Source organism: Actinoallomurus sp. CA-150999, assembly GCF_050942425.1.
Taxonomy (GTDB): Bacteria; Actinomycetota; Actinomycetes; order Streptosporangiales; family Streptosporangiaceae; genus Actinoallomurus.
Genome location: NZ_CP192063.1, coordinates 5568993 through 5583581 on the forward strand (window position 1 = coordinate 5568993; position 14589 = coordinate 5583581).

Below are 14589 nucleotides of genomic sequence, written 5' to 3' on the forward strand. Positions count from 1 at the left end.
ACATTTTGCCTATTGGATAAGTAGGAAATACACTCTCACCTTGTGAAACCGAAGGTGACCGGGGTGCGTGGCTGATGGGTCCGGCGGTGGAGAGGCGAGCCGGGCCGACGCTCGCCGACTCCGTGCGGATCACCGAGGCGGGCGTCGAGATCCTCGACAGGAGGGTCTTTCCGTTCGAGCGGCGATGGGTGCGGTGCGTGTCGGTCGAGGACGTCGCCGTGGCGATCGAGGAGATGGTCACGCAGAGCTCCGGCCCGCTCTTCGCGACGACCGCCGGCATGGTCCTGGCCGCCCGCGAGGTGGAACGTCTGGGGCCCGAGGCGGCCGATCGGCGGCTGCGGGAGGCGGGCCGGCGGCTGATCGCCACCCGCCCGACCAACAACGCCATCCGTGACGCGGTGCACGCGATCCTCGACGCCACCGTCGACGGACCGTTCGCCGGCGCCCCGGGGGACGAACTCGCCGCCGCGGTCATCGAGAGGGCGGCGGCCGTCGACGACGACTACCGGGCCCGCAGCGCCGCGCTCGGCGCGCACGCGGCCACCCTGCTGCCCGACGGCGCGAGGGTGCTCACCCACTGCTGGGCCGATTTCTACCTGATGGCGACGGTCGAGGCGGCGCAGCGCGCGGGCAAGCGCCTGGAGTTCGTGTGCACCGAGACCCGGCCGTACCTCCAGGGCGCGCGGCTGACCGCGACCACGCTGGTGGAGTACGGCTACGAGCCGACGGTGATCACTGATGGCATGGTGCCGGCCGCGTTCGCCGACGGCCTGGCGGACCTCGCCCTGACCGCGGCGGACCGGGTCACGCTCGACGGGCACGTGGTCAACAAGGTGGGCACGCTCGCGGTCGCGTTGGCCGCGCGGGAGTTCGGCGTGCCCTTCTACGCGCTGGTGCAGGCCCCCGATCCGCAGGCGCCGCACGCCGAGGACGTCGCCATCGAGCGCCGTGACGGCGCCGACGTGCTGCACGTCCTCGGTGTCCGGACCGCGGCCACCGGCACCCGCGGCTACTACCCGGCGTTCGACGCCACGCCGCCACGGCTGGTCACTCGCATCGTCACCGAGAACGGCGTCTTCGAGCCCGCCGCGATCGCCGACCACTTCGCGACCGTTCCGGGCCGGCGGTTCCGGGAGGAGAGGACGTTCCGATGACGACCGCCTGGATCGTGCTGGACATCGAGGGTACGACGAGCGCCACCGAGGCCGTCCACAAGGGCCTGTACGACTACGCGCGTCCGCGCTTGGGCGCCTGGATCGAGGACCACGCGGCCGATCCGCCCGTGCGGGCGGCGGTGGACGACGTCCGGGCGGAGACCGGCGCCGTCACGACGGCGGAGGTCGTCGCCGTGCTGCACCGCTGGATGGACGAGGACGTCAAGGCGACGCCGCTGAAGACGTTGCAGGGGCAGATCTGGGCGGCCGGTTTCGCGGCCGGCGAGCTGACCTCCCACTTCTTCGCCGATGTGCCGCCCGCCCTGCAGCGATGGCGGGCCGAGGGGACCCGCGTCGCGGTGTTCTCCTCCGGCTCGGTGGCGAGTCAGCGCCCGTGGTTCCGGCACGCGGATGCCGGTGACCTGTCCGCGTACGTCGAGGCGTACTTCGACACGGTGAACGCGGGGCCGAAGCGCGAGGAGACCTCCTACCGGCGCATCGCCGAGGCACTCGGCTCCGAGCGGGCGCGGGTCCTCTTCCTGTCCGACGTGCCCGCCGAGCTGGACGCCGCCGCGGCCGCGGGCTGGCGGACCATCGGCGTCGCCCGGCCCGGCGAACCGAACGCCACGGCCGACTTCGGCCCACATCCCGTGATCGACTCCTTCGACCGGCTCAAGGACCACTCATGACCTCCACCGAAACGCTCGCGCTCAAAGACGTCCTGGCGGCCGGGGACCGGCTGGCGGCGGAGTCGGCGCGCTTCGCGGGGCTCGGCTGGATGCGCGGCACATCCGGGAACCTGTCCGAGGTCGTGAGCCGCGACCCACTGCGGCTCGCGGTCACCGCGAGCGGCCTCGACAAGGGCGAACTGCGCGCCTCCGACATCGCGGTGGTCGACGGTGCCGGCGCCGCGGTCGCCGTCGACGGCCTGACGTCGCTGCGGCCGTCCGCGGAGGCGGGGCTGCACGCGCGCGTGGCGGCGGTCACCGGCGCGGACGCCGTCGTCCACGTGCACTCCCTCAACGCGGTCGTCGCCGGGCACCACTGGCCGGAGGGCGTCCGGCTGCGCGACCTCGAGATGCTCAAGGGGATCGGGCGCCGGGCCCATGACGACGAGGTCGTCGTCCCGGTGATCCCCAACAGCCAGGACATGGCCGAGCTCGGCGATCGGTTCGAGGACGCGTACGAGCAGGGCACTCCGGCGGTCATCGTCGCCTCCCACGGCCTGTACGCCTGGGGCTCGGACCTGACCCACGCCCGCCACGTCACCGAGTGCCTCGACTGGCTCCTCGGCTACACCGTCGCCACCGCGCGCTGACCCGGGCGGGCCGCCGCCGGCCTGCCCCGGGGATCAGGCCGCCGTGGCCAGGACGTCACCGACGCCGTCGAACAGGCGCCGCACGTCCGTGAAACGCGGGCCGTCCACGAGGAGAAGCCGTGCGGATCTGAGGACGCCGCGCACGGCCACCGACCGTTCGGCCTCCGGCAGGGTCTCGATGTCGGCCACCTTGGAGAACCCGATGACGCGCCGCGCCGCCTTCGCTCCGCCGAATCCGGCGGCGTCCGCGCGGACCGTACCGAGGAAGCGGTCGAGCACCGCGTCACCGAAGACCCGCGGATCGACACGGCCCGGCCACAGCGCCCGGAACTCCGCCTCGAAGGCGTCCCAGGCCACGCTCGCCTGCCGCAGCACCCATTCCGCGTGGTCCGCCGCGCCGAGGACGGTCGCGCGGGCGGCGGCCAGCACGAAATTGCCCCACAGCGCCCCGAGGTCGAAGCCGACCGGCCCGTAGAACGCGAACTCCGCGTCGAAGGCCCTGGTCGATCGGGGAGTGGTGCCGGTCGCGGCGCGGACCAGGACGGAGCCGGTGTGGAGGTCGCCGTGGATCAGCGCCTCGGCGTGCGTCATGAAGGCCAGCTTGGCCGCGCCGATCGCCGCGCGGACCTCCGGGTCGCCCGCGTACGCGGCGACGTCGGCCTCATTGGCGGGGAGCACGCTGTTGTGCTCGTGCCGGATGTACGGCTCGGTGAAGACCAGGTCCTCGGTGATCCGGCACAGCTCCGGGTTGACGGCGCGGGCGAGCGCGGCCTTCTGGTCGGCCGGGTCCAGGCCGAACACCGATGTGCCGAACGCGACCCGCGCGACGTACCGGCCCAGGTCGGCCGCCGCGCCTTCGTGGCGCAGGCCGTCGATGAGCGCGCCGCGCCAGACCCGGTGGTCGGACAGGTCCTCGACCGCGATGACGTGCCGGTCCTCGTCCGCGTCGTACAGGGCGGGGACGTACTCGGGTGCCACCGAGCCGTGCGCGGCCAGGGCGTTCGCCTCGAATCCGTTGCGGCCCGGGGTCACCGGCCAGTCCGGGGCGACCCGGACGTACGGCGGGGACTGCTTGAGGACGACGCTCTCCTGGCCGTCCGCCTCGACGACGAACACGAGGTTCATGTTGCCGTCACCGACCTCGCGGACGGCGGTGATGCGGTCGGGGTCGATCCGTTTCGCGATGGCCGGGCGGCCGGCGACGTAGGCCGGCACGGCATCGACGTTGAGGATCTCGTAGTCGTTCATCGGCGACGTCCTGGGGTGAGGGTGAAGCTGGCGACGAGGGACACGACGAGCAGTGCGCCTTGGACGAAGGTCTGCGTGTAGTACGGGGCGTTCAGCATGGTCAGCCCGTTGATGACCACGCCGATGAACAGCGCGCCGACCGTGGTGCCGAGGACGTTGGGCCGATTGGCGCCGAGCACGGCGAACCCGATCAGCGCGGCGGCGACGGCCTGCAGCAGGTACGGGTCGCCGGCGCCGACGTCGCCGCGGCCCAGCCGCGCGGACAGGAGGACGCCGGCGACGGCGGCGCACAGCCCGGACACGGCGTAGGCGAGCGCGCGGTACCGGCCGACGCGGATCCCGGCGAGCCGGGCGGCCTGGGCGTTGCCGCCGATGGCGTACAGCGCCCTGCCCCAGCGGGTGTTGTTCAGGAAGACGTACGCGGCGACCGCCAGCAGCGCCATGACGATGACGGGCACGGGGACGGACGCCACCGTCCCGGAGCCGAACCAGGTGAAACCCGCGGTGTAGCGTCCGGGCGCGGGTCGGCCGCCGATCGTCATCCCGGCGGACACCGACTGGCCGGAGGTGATGATCAGGGCCAGGCCCTGGAACAGGAACATGGTGCCGAGCGTGGCGATCAGGTCGGGTACTCCGGCCACCACCACGAGCAGCGCGTTGACGCCCGCCACCAGAAGCCCGGCGAGCAGGCCGATCACGATCGCGGTCGCGCCGGTCAGGTTGAACCGCACCATCGCGAGGGCGGTGACCATGACGACGAAGCTCACGTTCGCGCCGACGGACAGGTCGAAGCCTCCCGCGCTCATCGAGACGGTCACCCCGAGCGCGACGATGGCCACGATCGCCACCGACTGCAGCACGATGAGCAGGTTGTCGTACGTGGCGAACGACGACCGGGCCGTGCCGAAGAACACCGTGACCGCGACCAGCACCACGAGCAGGCCGTACCGGTAGCCGGCCGTGGCGACGCGCGTGGCCACCGGTGCGCGCGCGGGCGCCGCCGGCCGAGTGTCGGTGGTCAAGGTCATGTGTCTCCTCCTCCATCGGCGCCGCCCGCCATGAGCGCGGCCAGGCGCTCGGCCGACGCGTCCGCGGCGCTCACCTCCCCGGTTCGTACGCCGTCGTGCAGCACGATGACCCGGTCGGCCACCTGCAGGACCTCCTGCGGATCGGACGAGGCGATCACCACGCCGAGCGCGCCGGCCCGTTCCCGGATCCGCCGGGCGATGTCGGCGCGGGCGCCGACGTCCACGCCGCGGAAGGGCTCGTCCAGCAGGACCAGCCGGCACCGGCCGTCCAGCCAGCGCCCGACGACGACCTTCTGCTGGTTGCCGCCGGAGAGCGCGCCGATCTCGGCCTCCGGCCCGGGCCCGCGTACTCCGAACGTCTCGATGACCCGCCGGGCCGCCGCCGACTCCGACCGGCGGGACAGCAGGCCGATCCGGCTGTGGTCGCGGAGCCGGGGGAGGGTGACGTGCGCCCGCACGGACCAGCCGGGCAGCACGGCCTGAGCCTCGCGTTCCTCGGCGACGAACGCGACACCGGCGGCCGCCGCGGCACCGGGGTCACGGGGCCGGTACGGGCGCCCGTCGAGGTCGAGCGTTCCGGAGACCAGCGGCCGGGCGCCGTACAGCTGCTCGAGGAGTTCGGTCTTGCCGGAGCCGACGAGTCCGGTGACGCCGACGACCTCGCCGGCCCGGACCGTCAGATCGAGGGGCCGCAGGCCCGGGCGCGTGCGCAGGCCGGTCGCCCGCAGGACCGGCTCGCCGCCTTCGCGCACCTCGTGCGTCAGGGCGCCGACCTCCCCGCCCAGCATCGCCTCGACCAGCCGGTGTCCCTCGACCGGCCGCGCGAAGATGCGGCGTATCGCGCCGTCGCGCAGCACGGCGACGCGGTCGCAGACCTCCTGGATCTCGCTCAGCCGGTGCGAGACGTACAGGACGGCCACGCCGTCGGCAGCCAGCCGGCGCACCATCGAGACCAGCACGCGGATCTCGGCGGCCGAGAGCGCGGACGTCGGCTCGTCGAGGATGAGCACACGCGGCCGGCGGGACAGCACGCGCGCGATGACGATGTGCTGGCGGACCCCGGCCGGCAGCGACTCGACGGGCGCGTCCAGCGGTACGTCGAGGCGTGCGGCCTCGGCGATGGCGCGAGCGGCCGCGCGGGTACGGCCCCGGCTGACGAACACGCCGGACCGGCCCGGCGCCAGCGCGTCGAGCGTCAGGTTCTCGGCGACGTCCGCGCCGGACACCACTCCGGCGTCGATGTCCTGGTGGACGGTCTGCAGACCGGCCTCCTGGGCGCGGAGCGGGTCGGGCAGGTCGACGGGCGTCCCGTCGACGCGGATCTCCCCGCCGGTCGGGCGGGTCACGCCGGACAGGATCTTTATGAGGGTGGACTTCCCGGCGCCGTTGACGCCGATGAGACCGAGCACCTCGCCGGGTGCGATCTCCAGGCCGACGTCACGCAGCGCCCAGGTCGCGCCGTACCGCTTCGACAGCCCGGAGACCGAGACGACCGGTGTCACGCCCATGGCACGGGCGCCACGTCCGGGGTCTCCAGCGCGGGGAAGGCGCGGGCGAGCTGCTGGACGTTGGTGATGCCGTGGTCGCGCAGCGCCTGCTGGGCGATCAGCGTCGGCGGCACCTTCAACCCCGGGGCGACCTGCCGTCCGGCGACGCGCAGCGCCGCGGCCCGTACGGCGACCCGGCCGACGTTGGCGGGATCGGTCGCGGAGGTGGCCACCCAGGGACTCTTCGCCGCGATGATGACGCCGATGTCGGCGGTGGAGACGTCGGCGCCGTAGACCTTGACCTTGTTCTGCAGGCCGAGCTCGTTCACGGCGAGCGTGGCGCCCTTGGCGAACTCGTCGTACGGCGCGAAGATCGCGGTGACGTCCGGATGCGCCTGCAGCGCGGCCTTCGCCTGGTCGGCGACGGCGGACGCGGTGGAGCTGTTGACCACGCCGATCTTGGCGACCTGCGAGATGCCGGGGTTGTCCTTCGTGAACTGTGTCCAGGTCTCGTTGCGGCGGTCCAGCGGCGCGAACCCGGCGACGTACACGTAAATGGCCTTGGCCTTGCCGCCGGTGTCCTGCTTCAGCGCGCCCAGCGACTGCGACGCGATCTGATGGTCGTCCTGGTCGAGCGTCACGGCCTTGGGAGTTCCCGGGTCGACGTCGAAGGCGACGACCGGGATACCGGCGTCCACCGCCTTCTTGATCGCGGGCTGGATGGTCTGCGCGAAACCGTGGTCGACGATGATGGCGTCGGCCTTGTTACCGACCGCCTGCTGCAGGTTCAGGGCCTGCTTGTCGTTGTTGTTGTCGCCGCTGGACAGGTCCAGGGTCACGTTCAGGGCCTTCGCCTCGGCCTGCGCTCCGGCCAGCCACTGCTCGAAGTAGTCGCCGGAGGACAACTGGCGGACCAGGGCGATGTGCACCCCGCCCTTGGCGAACTTCTCGGGAACCTTCTCGGTCGGCCGGTGCGTACCGGCGTCGGTCGGCGCCGCGGCGGCCTGCGTGCCGGGGGACTTCTGCGAGCAGCCGGAGATCGCGGTCACCGAGAGCAGGCCGACGGCGACGGCGACGAGGGTCGTGCGCATGTTGATCTCATCATTCGTTCGGTGGGGCCGCGAGAACGCGGCGCGGGCGGAGCGGGATGTCGCTCCGGAGCGCGGGAGCGCGGGACCGTCTGGGGAAGGGCGGGCCGGAGCGGCCCGGTCAACAGGAGGCGCCGGCCACTCTCATCAGATCGATGTGGCGACGCCCCACGAGAAGCCGTCGCGGGATCACGGCGGCAGCGTAGCCGCGGGTCGGACGCTTTGTCTACTTTTCAGACTTGGTTAGTCTGGTTATCCGGTCCGGACTGGAGGAGAATCGGCTTATGACGTATCTGAGCGTGTACACCGACGGGGAGCACCCCGAGACGGTGCTCGAGACGGAGGACATCGCGGAGATCGCCGCGGTTCTGAAGGAGCTCGACGTCGTCCTGCGGCAGTGGGCGGTGATCGAGGGGCACGGCGGCTCGCAGGAGGAGATCCTCGACGCCTACCGCGGGCAGGTCGACCGCGTCGTCGCGGAGGAGGGCTACACGCTCGTCGACGTCGCGCAGCTGCATCCTGACGGCAGCCCCGAATGGCCGGAGAAGGCGCGAGCGGCGCGGGAGAAGTTCCTGTCCGAGCACACGCACGACGACGACGAGGTCCGTTACTTCGTCAGCGGGTCCGGCATCTTCTACCTGCACGTCGGAGGCCGGGTCTACGCCGTCCTGTGTGAGGCGGGCGACCTGCTGACCGTCCCGCGCGACACCACGCACTGGTTCGACATGGGCACCGAGCCCGACTTCACGGCGATCCGGTTCTTCCACGACGACGACGGCTGGGTCGGCAGGTTCACCGGCAACCCGGTCGCCGAGCGGATCCCCGACTTCGACTCCATCGCGGCCCGGAGGGCCTCCCGAAACTGATCGGCCCGGTCGTGGACGGGATGGGTTCCGTCCACGACCAGGCCGGCGTGTTCGCGGCCTGGTGATACTCAGCCGACGAACTCCCAGGCTCCGTAGGTGACCTTCGCCTTCGCCCAGTCGGCGCCGACCTTCGCGACGAGCTGCTTGATCAGCGGGAGGTCGGACACGGCGCCCAGCTCGATCAGCCGGCCGCCGAGCGTCACCGAGCCGCCGCCCAGCTTCTCACCCAGTGCCGGGTCGGACTGGATCACGTCGTGCAGCTTCTGGAACGACACGCCCTGCACCTGGACCTGAACGGCGTTGACGCTCTTCGACTGCCGGGGCAGGTACCGGAAGCTCAGTACGGACTGCTGGTGGTACGTCACGGCCAGCACGTGCGCGATGTCGTGGATCTTGGTGGCGGTCGCGCCGTCGACGTGGAACTCCCGGGAGCGCTCGTAGTCGGCCTTTCCCTGGCTGGAGTACCAGAACGTCCCGTTGAGCAGCGTCGAGCCGTGGGGGCGGCCGCCGTTCTTCCGGATGATCTTTTCGACCTGGCGGGCGAACGCGGTCAGGTGGGTCTTCAGCGCCGGGTCGTTCGGATCGAAGCTGCCGGACGTCTCGTTCGTGGCGAAGAACTCGGCCCGCGAACCGGTGGCCGCGTCGGCTGGAGCCACCGCCGCCGTGCCGGCCGCCACGGTCAGCCCCAGCACCATCACGATCGATCGCGCCTTCATCGTCGTACTCCTCACTCAGCGGGAATCGGTCCCGCCGGACCGTAGACGACCAGGAGCAGGTTGTCCAGTTTTCCTACTGGTTTGGTATGGTCTGCCCACATTCCTCGAGCAAGGACCGACAGAACCATGCGCAAAGCCCTCGTCGCCGCCGCCACACTGCCCCTTCTGCTGACCGCCTGCGGCGCCGCCTCCGGTACGTCCGGCTCCTCCAGCAAGGGCTCCGGCAAGTCGGTCATCCTCATCACGCCCACACCGGTGGGCACCGACAGCTTCCTGCAGCTCAGCGTCGCGGGCGGCAAGAAGGCCGCGCGGGAACTCGGGGCGAGTTTCAAGCTCTACGAGAGCCACGACCCGACGAGCATCGCGCAGAACGTGGACGCCGCGGTCCGGGCCAAGCCCACCGTCATCATCGGGGTCACGTTCTCCTTCGACGACGTCCTCGGCACCGTCCCGGCCCAGCATCCCTCCCAGCAGTTCCTCGAGGTCGACTCCTGCCCGAAGAAGCAGGCCACCAACCTGACCTGCGTGGCCTTCAAGGAGCACGAGGCGGCCTACCTCGCCGGGGTCGAGGCCGGTCAGCTGAGCAAGAAGCACAAGCTCGGCGTGGTCGCCGCGCTGGACTCCCCGTTCATCCACCGCTGGATCGACCCGTTCTTCGCCGGCGCCAAGTCGGTGGCCCCGCAGACCACCGGCACCCCGCTGTACGTCGGCGGCGGCAACCCCTTCAGCGACCCGGCCCGGGCCAAGGCACAGGCGCAGACCCTGTCGGCGAGCAAGGGCGCCGACATCATCGAGGCCGCCGCCTCCGGCGGTAACCAGGGCGTCTTCCAGGCCGCCGCGGCCGGCGGCTTCAAGTCGTTCGGCGTGGACGTCGACCAGTGCAAGCTGAGCCCGGGCAACGTCATCGACAACGTGCTCAAACACGTCGACGTCGCCGAGTACAACGCGATCAAGGATGTCGCCGCGGGCAAGAGCGGCGGATACAAGATCTACGGCCTGGCCGAGAACGGGGTCGGAGTGACCGCGCTCGACTCCGACCTGGCCTCCTCGGGCTGCACCGTGGCCTCGGACCCGGCCGTGGTGGCCAAGGTCAAGCAGGTCCGCGACGACATCGTGGCCGGCAAGATAAAGGTCGCCGACCCGGTCACCGGCGCCTGATGACGCCCACCGCCGAACTCTCCGGCATCACCAAGCGCTTCGGCCCGGTTCTGGCCAACGACAACGTGGACCTGGCCGTGGTGCGCGGAGAGATCCACGCCGTGGTCGGCGAGAACGGCGCCGGCAAGTCCACGTTGATGTCGATCCTGTACGGGCTGCACCGGCCGGACGCGGGCACCGTGCTACGCGACGGCCGGCCGGTCCGGTTCCGCTCGCCCGCCGACGCCATCGCCGCCGGGCTCGGCATGGTGCACCAGCGGGTTCAGCTGTTCCCCGAGCTGACCGTGGCGGAGAACGTGGTGCTCGGCGCCGAGCCGGTCACCCGCCGCGGCCTGCTCGACCGGGCTTCGGCGGTACGGCGGGTCACCGAGCTCGCCGAGCGGTACGGGCTGCCGGTCGACGCCTCGGCGGCGGTCGGCGGCCTGCCGGTCGGGCTCCGCCAGCGCGTGGAGCTGCTCAAGGCCCTGCACCGGCAGGCGGAGATCCTCATCCTGGACGAACCCACCTCGGTGCTCACGCCATCGCAGGCCACCCGGCTGTTCGAGGTGCTGCGCACGCTGGCCGAGAAGGGCACCTCGATCCTGCTCATCACCCACAAACTGGGCGAGGTCCTGGGAATCAGCGACCGGGTGACGGTGCTGCGCGACGGCCGGGTGACCGGCCGCTTCGCCACCGCCGAGACGTCCGCGGCCGAACTCGTCCACGCGATGATCGGCCGGAACCTCGCTCCCGCACCGCGGCGCCTCCGCGAGCGGCTGACGTCGCCGTACGCCCTGGAGGCGCGCGCGGTGCGGATCGGGAACGCCGAGGACGCCGACGTCACCTTCGGCGTCCGGCACGGCGAGATCGTCGGCATCGCCGGGGTCGCGGGCAGCGGCCAGCGTCCCCTGGTGGACGCGCTCACCGGCATGGGCCCCGCGACGGGAACGATCGAACTGCTCGGCACCGACATCACGGCCGCCGATGTGGCCACCCGCCGTCGCCTCGGCCTGGCGTACGTCCCGGACGACCGCGACGGACGGGCGACGGCGCCCGCCCTGTCACTGGCCGCCAACCTCGTCATGGGCGACCACCGCACCCCCGAACTGAGCAGCCGTCTCGGCCGCCGGCGCACTCGCGCGGTTGCGGCCCGTGCGGCCGACCTGGTGACCCGCTTCGGCATCCGGGCCGCCTCGGTCGGGGTCCCCCTCGCCACGCTGTCCGGCGGCAACGCGCAGAAGGCCGTGCTGGCCCGCGAACTGGCCCGCCATACCCCGGTCGTCATCATCGAGGAGCCCACTCAAGGTGTGGACGTCGGCGCCCAGGAGCAGATCCACGCCCTGATCGCCGGAGCCCGGGAGAGCGGCCAGGCCATCCTGCTGATCTCCAGCGAGCTGTCGGAGGTCCGCGCCTTGGCCGACCGCATCCTGATCCTCTTCGAGGGCCGCCTGGTCGCCGAGTTCCCCGCCGCCGAAGCCACCGAAGCCGCCCTTGGCGCCGCCATGACCGGAGTGGCCGGATGAGCGCCACTCAAGCCCCTGCCGTGCTGCGACGTGTGGTGCTGGCGCCGCCGGTGCTGGCGGTGGCCGGGGCCATCCTGCTCGGGGCGCTGGTCATGGCGGTGGCCGGCGTATCGCCGGGGAAGGCGTATCCCGCGCTGGTCAACGGGGCGATCGGTGACGGGAACCTGCCGTACACGATCGCCTCCTACGTGCCGACGCTGGGGATGGCGCTGGCGTTCGCGATCCCGTTCCGGGCCGGGGAGTTCAACCTGGGCGGCGACGGGCAGCTCGCGCTCGGCGGGATCGCGGCGGCCGTGGTGGCGCTGAAGGTCCCGTTGCCGGGCGTGCTCGCCGTCGCCGGGGCGCTCATCGCGGCGGTCCTCGCGGGCGCGCTCACCGCCGGGATCTCCGGGCCGCTCGCCACCCGGCTGGGGCTACCGGCGATCGTCACCACGCTGCTGATCAGCGCGCCCGCGACGGCGCTCGCCTCCTACCTCGTGCGGTTCCCGCTGGCCGAGAAGGGCACCGGGATCGCCGAGACACCGCTGCTGCCGGGGCGGGCACAGCTGCCCGCGCTGGGCGGGTCGGAGTACGTCACGGCCGGGCTGCCGATCATCCTGCTGGTCACGCTGGGCTGGCTGTGGGTGGACGGCGGGACGGTGCTCGGGTACGAGCTGCGGGCGCTCGGGGCGGGCCGGGAGTTCGCACGCTACGGCGGGCTGCCGGTCGCGCGGCTGGCCACGTCATCGCTGGCGGCCGGCGGGGCGCTGGCCGGGCTGAGCGGGGCGCTGCTCGTGCTGGCGCCGCCGTACCGCTACGTCGACGGGGCGCTCACCTCGCCCGGTTACACCTTCACCGGGGTGGCGGCCGTGCTGCTGGCCGCGGGGCGGCCGCGCGCGGTGCCGGTCACCGCGGCGCTGCTGACCGTGCTGCAGGTGGGCGGCGAGGGCATGGAGCGCGACGCGGGCGTGCCCGGCCAGCTCACCCAGGTGCTGGAAGGGCTGGTCATCGTGATCGTCGCCGTACTGGCCACCGCCAGGAAGCTGAGGCGGCCATGACCGGCTCATGGCCGCGCGGCGGGTCATGGCGCCCCGACGCCGGGCATTCCCTCGTCGCTCCAGCGGCGTGCCGCGCCACGGTCGCCCCGCGACCGCGGGCAGCCATCGCCTCGACGCGCCGGGAGGCGTCATGAGCCTCGTCTTCGCCGCCTCGGTCATCACCGCGACGGCACCGGTGCTGTTCGCCGCGCTCGGCGGGCTGCTGTGCGCGGCGGCCGGAGTGTTCAACATCGCGCTGGAGGGTCAGCTGTTGTGCGGCGCCTTCACCGCCGTGGTGGTCGGCCATGAGACCGGCGACGCCTGGCTCGGGGTACTGGCCGCCGTCGTGGCGACCGTGCTGTTCGCCGCGCTGCTGTCGGTGCCCACGGTGTCGCTGAACGCCGATCCGATCGTGGTCGCGGTCGGCACCAACCTGCTCGCGCTCGGGCTGACCTCCTTCCTCATGCGCCGGATCCTCGGCACCGGCGGCACGTACTCCTCACCGGATCTGAAAGGGCTGCCGGACCTGCCGCACACGTCGCAGTCGGTGCTGGTGCCGGTCGTCTTCCTCCTCACCGCCGTGGTCGCGTTCTGGCTCGGCCGGAGTCGCTCGGGGCTGCGGCTGCGGGCCCTCGGCGGGCAGCCGGAAGCGGCGCGCTCGCTCGGCCTGAAGGTCACCGGGTACCGGCACGCCGCCGTCCTCACCGCGGGTGCCCTGTGCGGACTCGGCGGCGCGCAGCTCTCGCTCGGCAACGTGACGCTGTTCAGCGAGGGCATGAGCGCCGGCCGCGGCTGGGTGGCGGTGGTCGCCGTCATGCTCGCCGGGACCCGCCCGTACCGGCTGCTCGGCGCGTGCCTGCTGTTCGGCGTCGCCGAGGCGCTGGGCTTTCGGCTGCAGGGAGCCGGGCTGCCGCAGCAGGCCGCCGACGCCGCCCCCTACCTCATCACGCTCGCGGTGCTGGTCCTGGCCCGCGTCATCTCGAGAAGGCGCAGAAAGGAACGTGCCGCATGAGCTCCGAAGGATCGAACCCGCCCGAGCGAGCAGGGGGGACCTCGGTACGCCGGGTGGTCGTCGACACCGATACCGGGATCGACGACGCCCACACGCTGCTGTATCTGGCGGCCCGCGCGGACGCGGAGATCGTGGCGATCACGTCGGTGTTCGGGAACTGCGCCGTCGACGACTCGGTGCGCAACATCGGTTACGTGACCCGGCTGCTCGACCTGGAGGTGCCGATCGCGCTGGGCGCGGCCGGGCCGCTGGAGGGCAGCCCGCACATCGCCTCGTACGTGCACGGCAAGGACGGGCTCGGTGACCGCGGCTACCTGCGGCCCACCCCGGAACTGGCCGCCGAGTCGTCGGCCGAGCTGCTGGTCAGGCTGGCCGACGAGGCGCCCGGCGAGCTGGACCTGCTCGCGCTCGGGCCGCTGACCAATCTCGGACTCGCGCTGCGGATCGACCCGAACCTGCTGCTGAAGTACCGCTCGGTCGTGCTCATGGGCGGCTCGGGGCCGTACGCCGAACCAGGCGTGCTGCGCATGATCGACGCCAACATCAACAATGACCCGGCCGCCGCCCGGCTGGTGTTCGCCGCGCCACGCAACCTGCTGGTCAGCGTCGGCGTGAACGTCACCGCGAGCACGATCCTGGACGAGCAGGCCATCGGGGCGCTGCGCGCGGTCAAGACCCCGGTCGCCCGGTTCGCCGTGGAGATCCTCGACTCCTACCTGGACTTCTACCAGAACGAGTGGGGGCGGCGGATCATCCCGCTGCACGACCCGCTCGCCGCCGGGGTGCTGCTGGATCCGGGCTTCGCGACCGGGTGGATCGACGGTCCGGTCAACGTGGTCGGCGACGGGTTCCTGTCCCGGGCCAGGCTGATGCGCACCAGCGACGGGCTGCCGCCCGCGTTCCGGTACGAGAAGACGCCCGACACCCGGGTGCTGACCTCGGTGGACGCCGCCCGGTTCGTGCAGGACTTCGTGGGGGCGCTGTCGTGAGCCGGGT

General features: G+C 72.3%; 15 protein-coding genes. 9 read left to right on the forward strand and 6 right to left on the reverse strand.

The window, feature by feature from the left end; all coding sequences use genetic code 11:
- The first annotated feature begins 74 nt into the window (after positions 1–74).
- The 3 genes from ACQP2O_RS25905 to mtnB are packed head-to-tail and all read left to right on the forward strand — an operon-like array spanning position 75 to position 2472.
- A complete protein-coding gene (locus ACQP2O_RS25905; protein WP_433190269.1) occupies positions 75–1154 on the forward strand; it encodes a hypothetical protein in 1080 nt (359 codons plus the stop codon).
- Positions 1151–1843: an acireductone synthase gene (mtnC, locus tag ACQP2O_RS25910; RefSeq protein ID WP_433190272.1), complete on the forward strand. Its 693-nt coding sequence runs from the start codon at positions 1151–1153 to the stop codon at positions 1841–1843. The genes ACQP2O_RS25905 and mtnC overlap by 4 nt, the downstream gene beginning before the upstream one ends.
- The gene (gene mtnB / locus ACQP2O_RS25915) at positions 1840–2472 is read left to right on the forward strand and encodes a methylthioribulose 1-phosphate dehydratase (RefSeq protein WP_433190275.1); all 633 of its coding nucleotides are present in this window, start codon (positions 1840–1842) and stop codon (positions 2470–2472) included. The genes mtnC and mtnB overlap by 4 nt, the downstream gene beginning before the upstream one ends.
- Before the next feature lie 33 nt (positions 2473–2505).
- On the opposite strand, the gene mtnK is transcribed toward mtnB, so the two are convergent.
- The 5 genes from mtnK to ACQP2O_RS25940 all read right to left on the reverse strand — a co-directional run bounded on the left by mtnK (position 2506) and on the right by ACQP2O_RS25940 (position 7516).
- Positions 2506–3720, reverse strand: coding sequence for an S-methyl-5-thioribose kinase (mtnK, locus tag ACQP2O_RS25920; RefSeq protein WP_433190278.1), 1215 nt, complete (start codon positions 3718–3720; stop codon positions 2506–2508).
- On the reverse strand, positions 3717–4748 hold the full coding sequence (locus ACQP2O_RS25925) for an ABC transporter permease (protein WP_433190281.1): 1032 nt from the start codon (positions 4746–4748) through the stop codon (positions 3717–3719). The genes mtnK and ACQP2O_RS25925 overlap by 4 nt, the downstream gene beginning before the upstream one ends.
- Positions 4745–6256, reverse strand: a complete 1512-nt coding sequence (locus tag ACQP2O_RS25930) for a sugar ABC transporter ATP-binding protein (RefSeq protein ID WP_433190283.1) — start codon at positions 6254–6256, stop codon at positions 4745–4747. The genes ACQP2O_RS25925 and ACQP2O_RS25930 overlap by 4 nt, the downstream gene beginning before the upstream one ends.
- Entirely contained in the window at positions 6247–7326 is a 1080-nt protein-coding gene (locus ACQP2O_RS25935; protein WP_433190286.1) for a substrate-binding domain-containing protein, read from the reverse strand. Before ACQP2O_RS25935 ends, ACQP2O_RS25930 begins: the two co-directional genes overlap by 10 nt.
- 118 nt (positions 7327–7444) lie before the next feature.
- Positions 7445–7516 (reverse strand): putative leader peptide, encoded by a 72-nt coding sequence (locus ACQP2O_RS25940; protein ID WP_433191164.1) that lies wholly within the window; start codon positions 7514–7516, stop codon positions 7445–7447.
- 91 nt (positions 7517–7607) lie between these two features.
- Between ACQP2O_RS25940 and ACQP2O_RS25945 the strand changes: the two genes are divergently transcribed.
- On the forward strand, positions 7608–8189 hold the full coding sequence (locus ACQP2O_RS25945) for a 1,2-dihydroxy-3-keto-5-methylthiopentene dioxygenase (RefSeq protein WP_433190289.1): 582 nt from the start codon (positions 7608–7610) through the stop codon (positions 8187–8189).
- A gap of 68 nt (positions 8190–8257) precedes the next feature.
- Here the strand turns inward: ACQP2O_RS25945 and ACQP2O_RS25950 are convergent, their stop codons facing one another.
- Positions 8258–8905 (reverse strand): hypothetical protein, encoded by a 648-nt coding sequence (locus ACQP2O_RS25950; protein ID WP_433190291.1) that lies wholly within the window; start codon positions 8903–8905, stop codon positions 8258–8260.
- 126 nt (positions 8906–9031) lie between these two features.
- On the opposite strand from ACQP2O_RS25950, the gene ACQP2O_RS25955 reads away from it, so the two are divergent.
- The 5 genes from ACQP2O_RS25955 to ACQP2O_RS25975 all read left to right on the forward strand — a co-directional run bounded on the left by ACQP2O_RS25955 (position 9032) and on the right by ACQP2O_RS25975 (position 14582).
- A complete protein-coding gene (locus ACQP2O_RS25955; protein WP_433190294.1) occupies positions 9032–10063 on the forward strand; it encodes a BMP family ABC transporter substrate-binding protein in 1032 nt (343 codons plus the stop codon).
- Complete coding sequence (locus ACQP2O_RS25960) at positions 10063–11565, forward strand: ABC transporter ATP-binding protein (RefSeq protein ID WP_433190297.1); 1503 nt, start codon at positions 10063–10065, stop codon at positions 11563–11565. The genes ACQP2O_RS25955 and ACQP2O_RS25960 overlap by 1 nt, the downstream gene beginning before the upstream one ends.
- Positions 11562–12602 carry an ABC transporter permease gene (locus ACQP2O_RS25965; protein ID WP_433190300.1) on the forward strand — a complete coding sequence of 347 codons (1041 nt, stop codon included), beginning with the start codon at positions 11562–11564 and terminating at the stop codon, positions 12600–12602. The genes ACQP2O_RS25960 and ACQP2O_RS25965 overlap by 4 nt, the downstream gene beginning before the upstream one ends.
- 130 nt (positions 12603–12732) lie before the next feature.
- Complete coding sequence (locus ACQP2O_RS25970; RefSeq protein WP_433190303.1) at positions 12733–13593, forward strand: ABC transporter permease; 861 nt, start codon at positions 12733–12735, stop codon at positions 13591–13593.
- Positions 13590–14582 (forward strand): nucleoside hydrolase, encoded by a 993-nt coding sequence (locus ACQP2O_RS25975; protein ID WP_433190306.1) that lies wholly within the window; start codon positions 13590–13592, stop codon positions 14580–14582. Before ACQP2O_RS25970 ends, ACQP2O_RS25975 begins: the two co-directional genes overlap by 4 nt.
- Positions 14583–14589 lie beyond the last annotated feature (7 nt).

Bases quoted from the DNA above. Each gene is read 5' to 3' on its own strand.
- ACQP2O_RS25905 (WP_433190269.1), top strand. From the start codon at position 75: ATGGGTCCGGCGGTGGAGAGGCGAGCCGGGCCGACGCTCGCCGACTCC.
- mtnC (WP_433190272.1), top strand. From the start codon at position 1,151: ATGACGACCGCCTGGATCGTGCTGGACATCGAGGGTACGACGAGCGCC.
- mtnB (WP_433190275.1), top strand. From the start codon at position 1,840: ATGACCTCCACCGAAACGCTCGCGCTCAAAGACGTCCTGGCGGCCGGG.
- mtnK (WP_433190278.1), bottom strand. From the start codon at position 3,720: ATGAACGACTACGAGATCCTCAACGTCGATGCCGTGCCGGCCTACGTC.
- ACQP2O_RS25925 (WP_433190281.1), bottom strand. From the start codon at position 4,748: ATGACCTTGACCACCGACACTCGGCCGGCGGCGCCCGCGCGCGCACCG.
- ACQP2O_RS25930 (WP_433190283.1), bottom strand. From the start codon at position 6,256: ATGGGCGTGACACCGGTCGTCTCGGTCTCCGGGCTGTCGAAGCGGTAC.
- ACQP2O_RS25935 (WP_433190286.1), bottom strand. From the start codon at position 7,326: ATGCGCACGACCCTCGTCGCCGTCGCCGTCGGCCTGCTCTCGGTGACC.
- ACQP2O_RS25945 (WP_433190289.1), top strand. From the start codon at position 7,608: ATGACGTATCTGAGCGTGTACACCGACGGGGAGCACCCCGAGACGGTG.
- ACQP2O_RS25950 (WP_433190291.1), bottom strand. From the start codon at position 8,905: ATGAAGGCGCGATCGATCGTGATGGTGCTGGGGCTGACCGTGGCGGCC.
- ACQP2O_RS25955 (WP_433190294.1), top strand. From the start codon at position 9,032: ATGCGCAAAGCCCTCGTCGCCGCCGCCACACTGCCCCTTCTGCTGACC.
- ACQP2O_RS25960 (WP_433190297.1), top strand. From the start codon at position 10,063: ATGACGCCCACCGCCGAACTCTCCGGCATCACCAAGCGCTTCGGCCCG.
- ACQP2O_RS25965 (WP_433190300.1), top strand. From the start codon at position 11,562: ATGAGCGCCACTCAAGCCCCTGCCGTGCTGCGACGTGTGGTGCTGGCG.
- ACQP2O_RS25970 (WP_433190303.1), top strand. From the start codon at position 12,733: ATGAGCCTCGTCTTCGCCGCCTCGGTCATCACCGCGACGGCACCGGTG.
- ACQP2O_RS25975 (WP_433190306.1), top strand. From the start codon at position 13,590: ATGAGCTCCGAAGGATCGAACCCGCCCGAGCGAGCAGGGGGGACCTCG.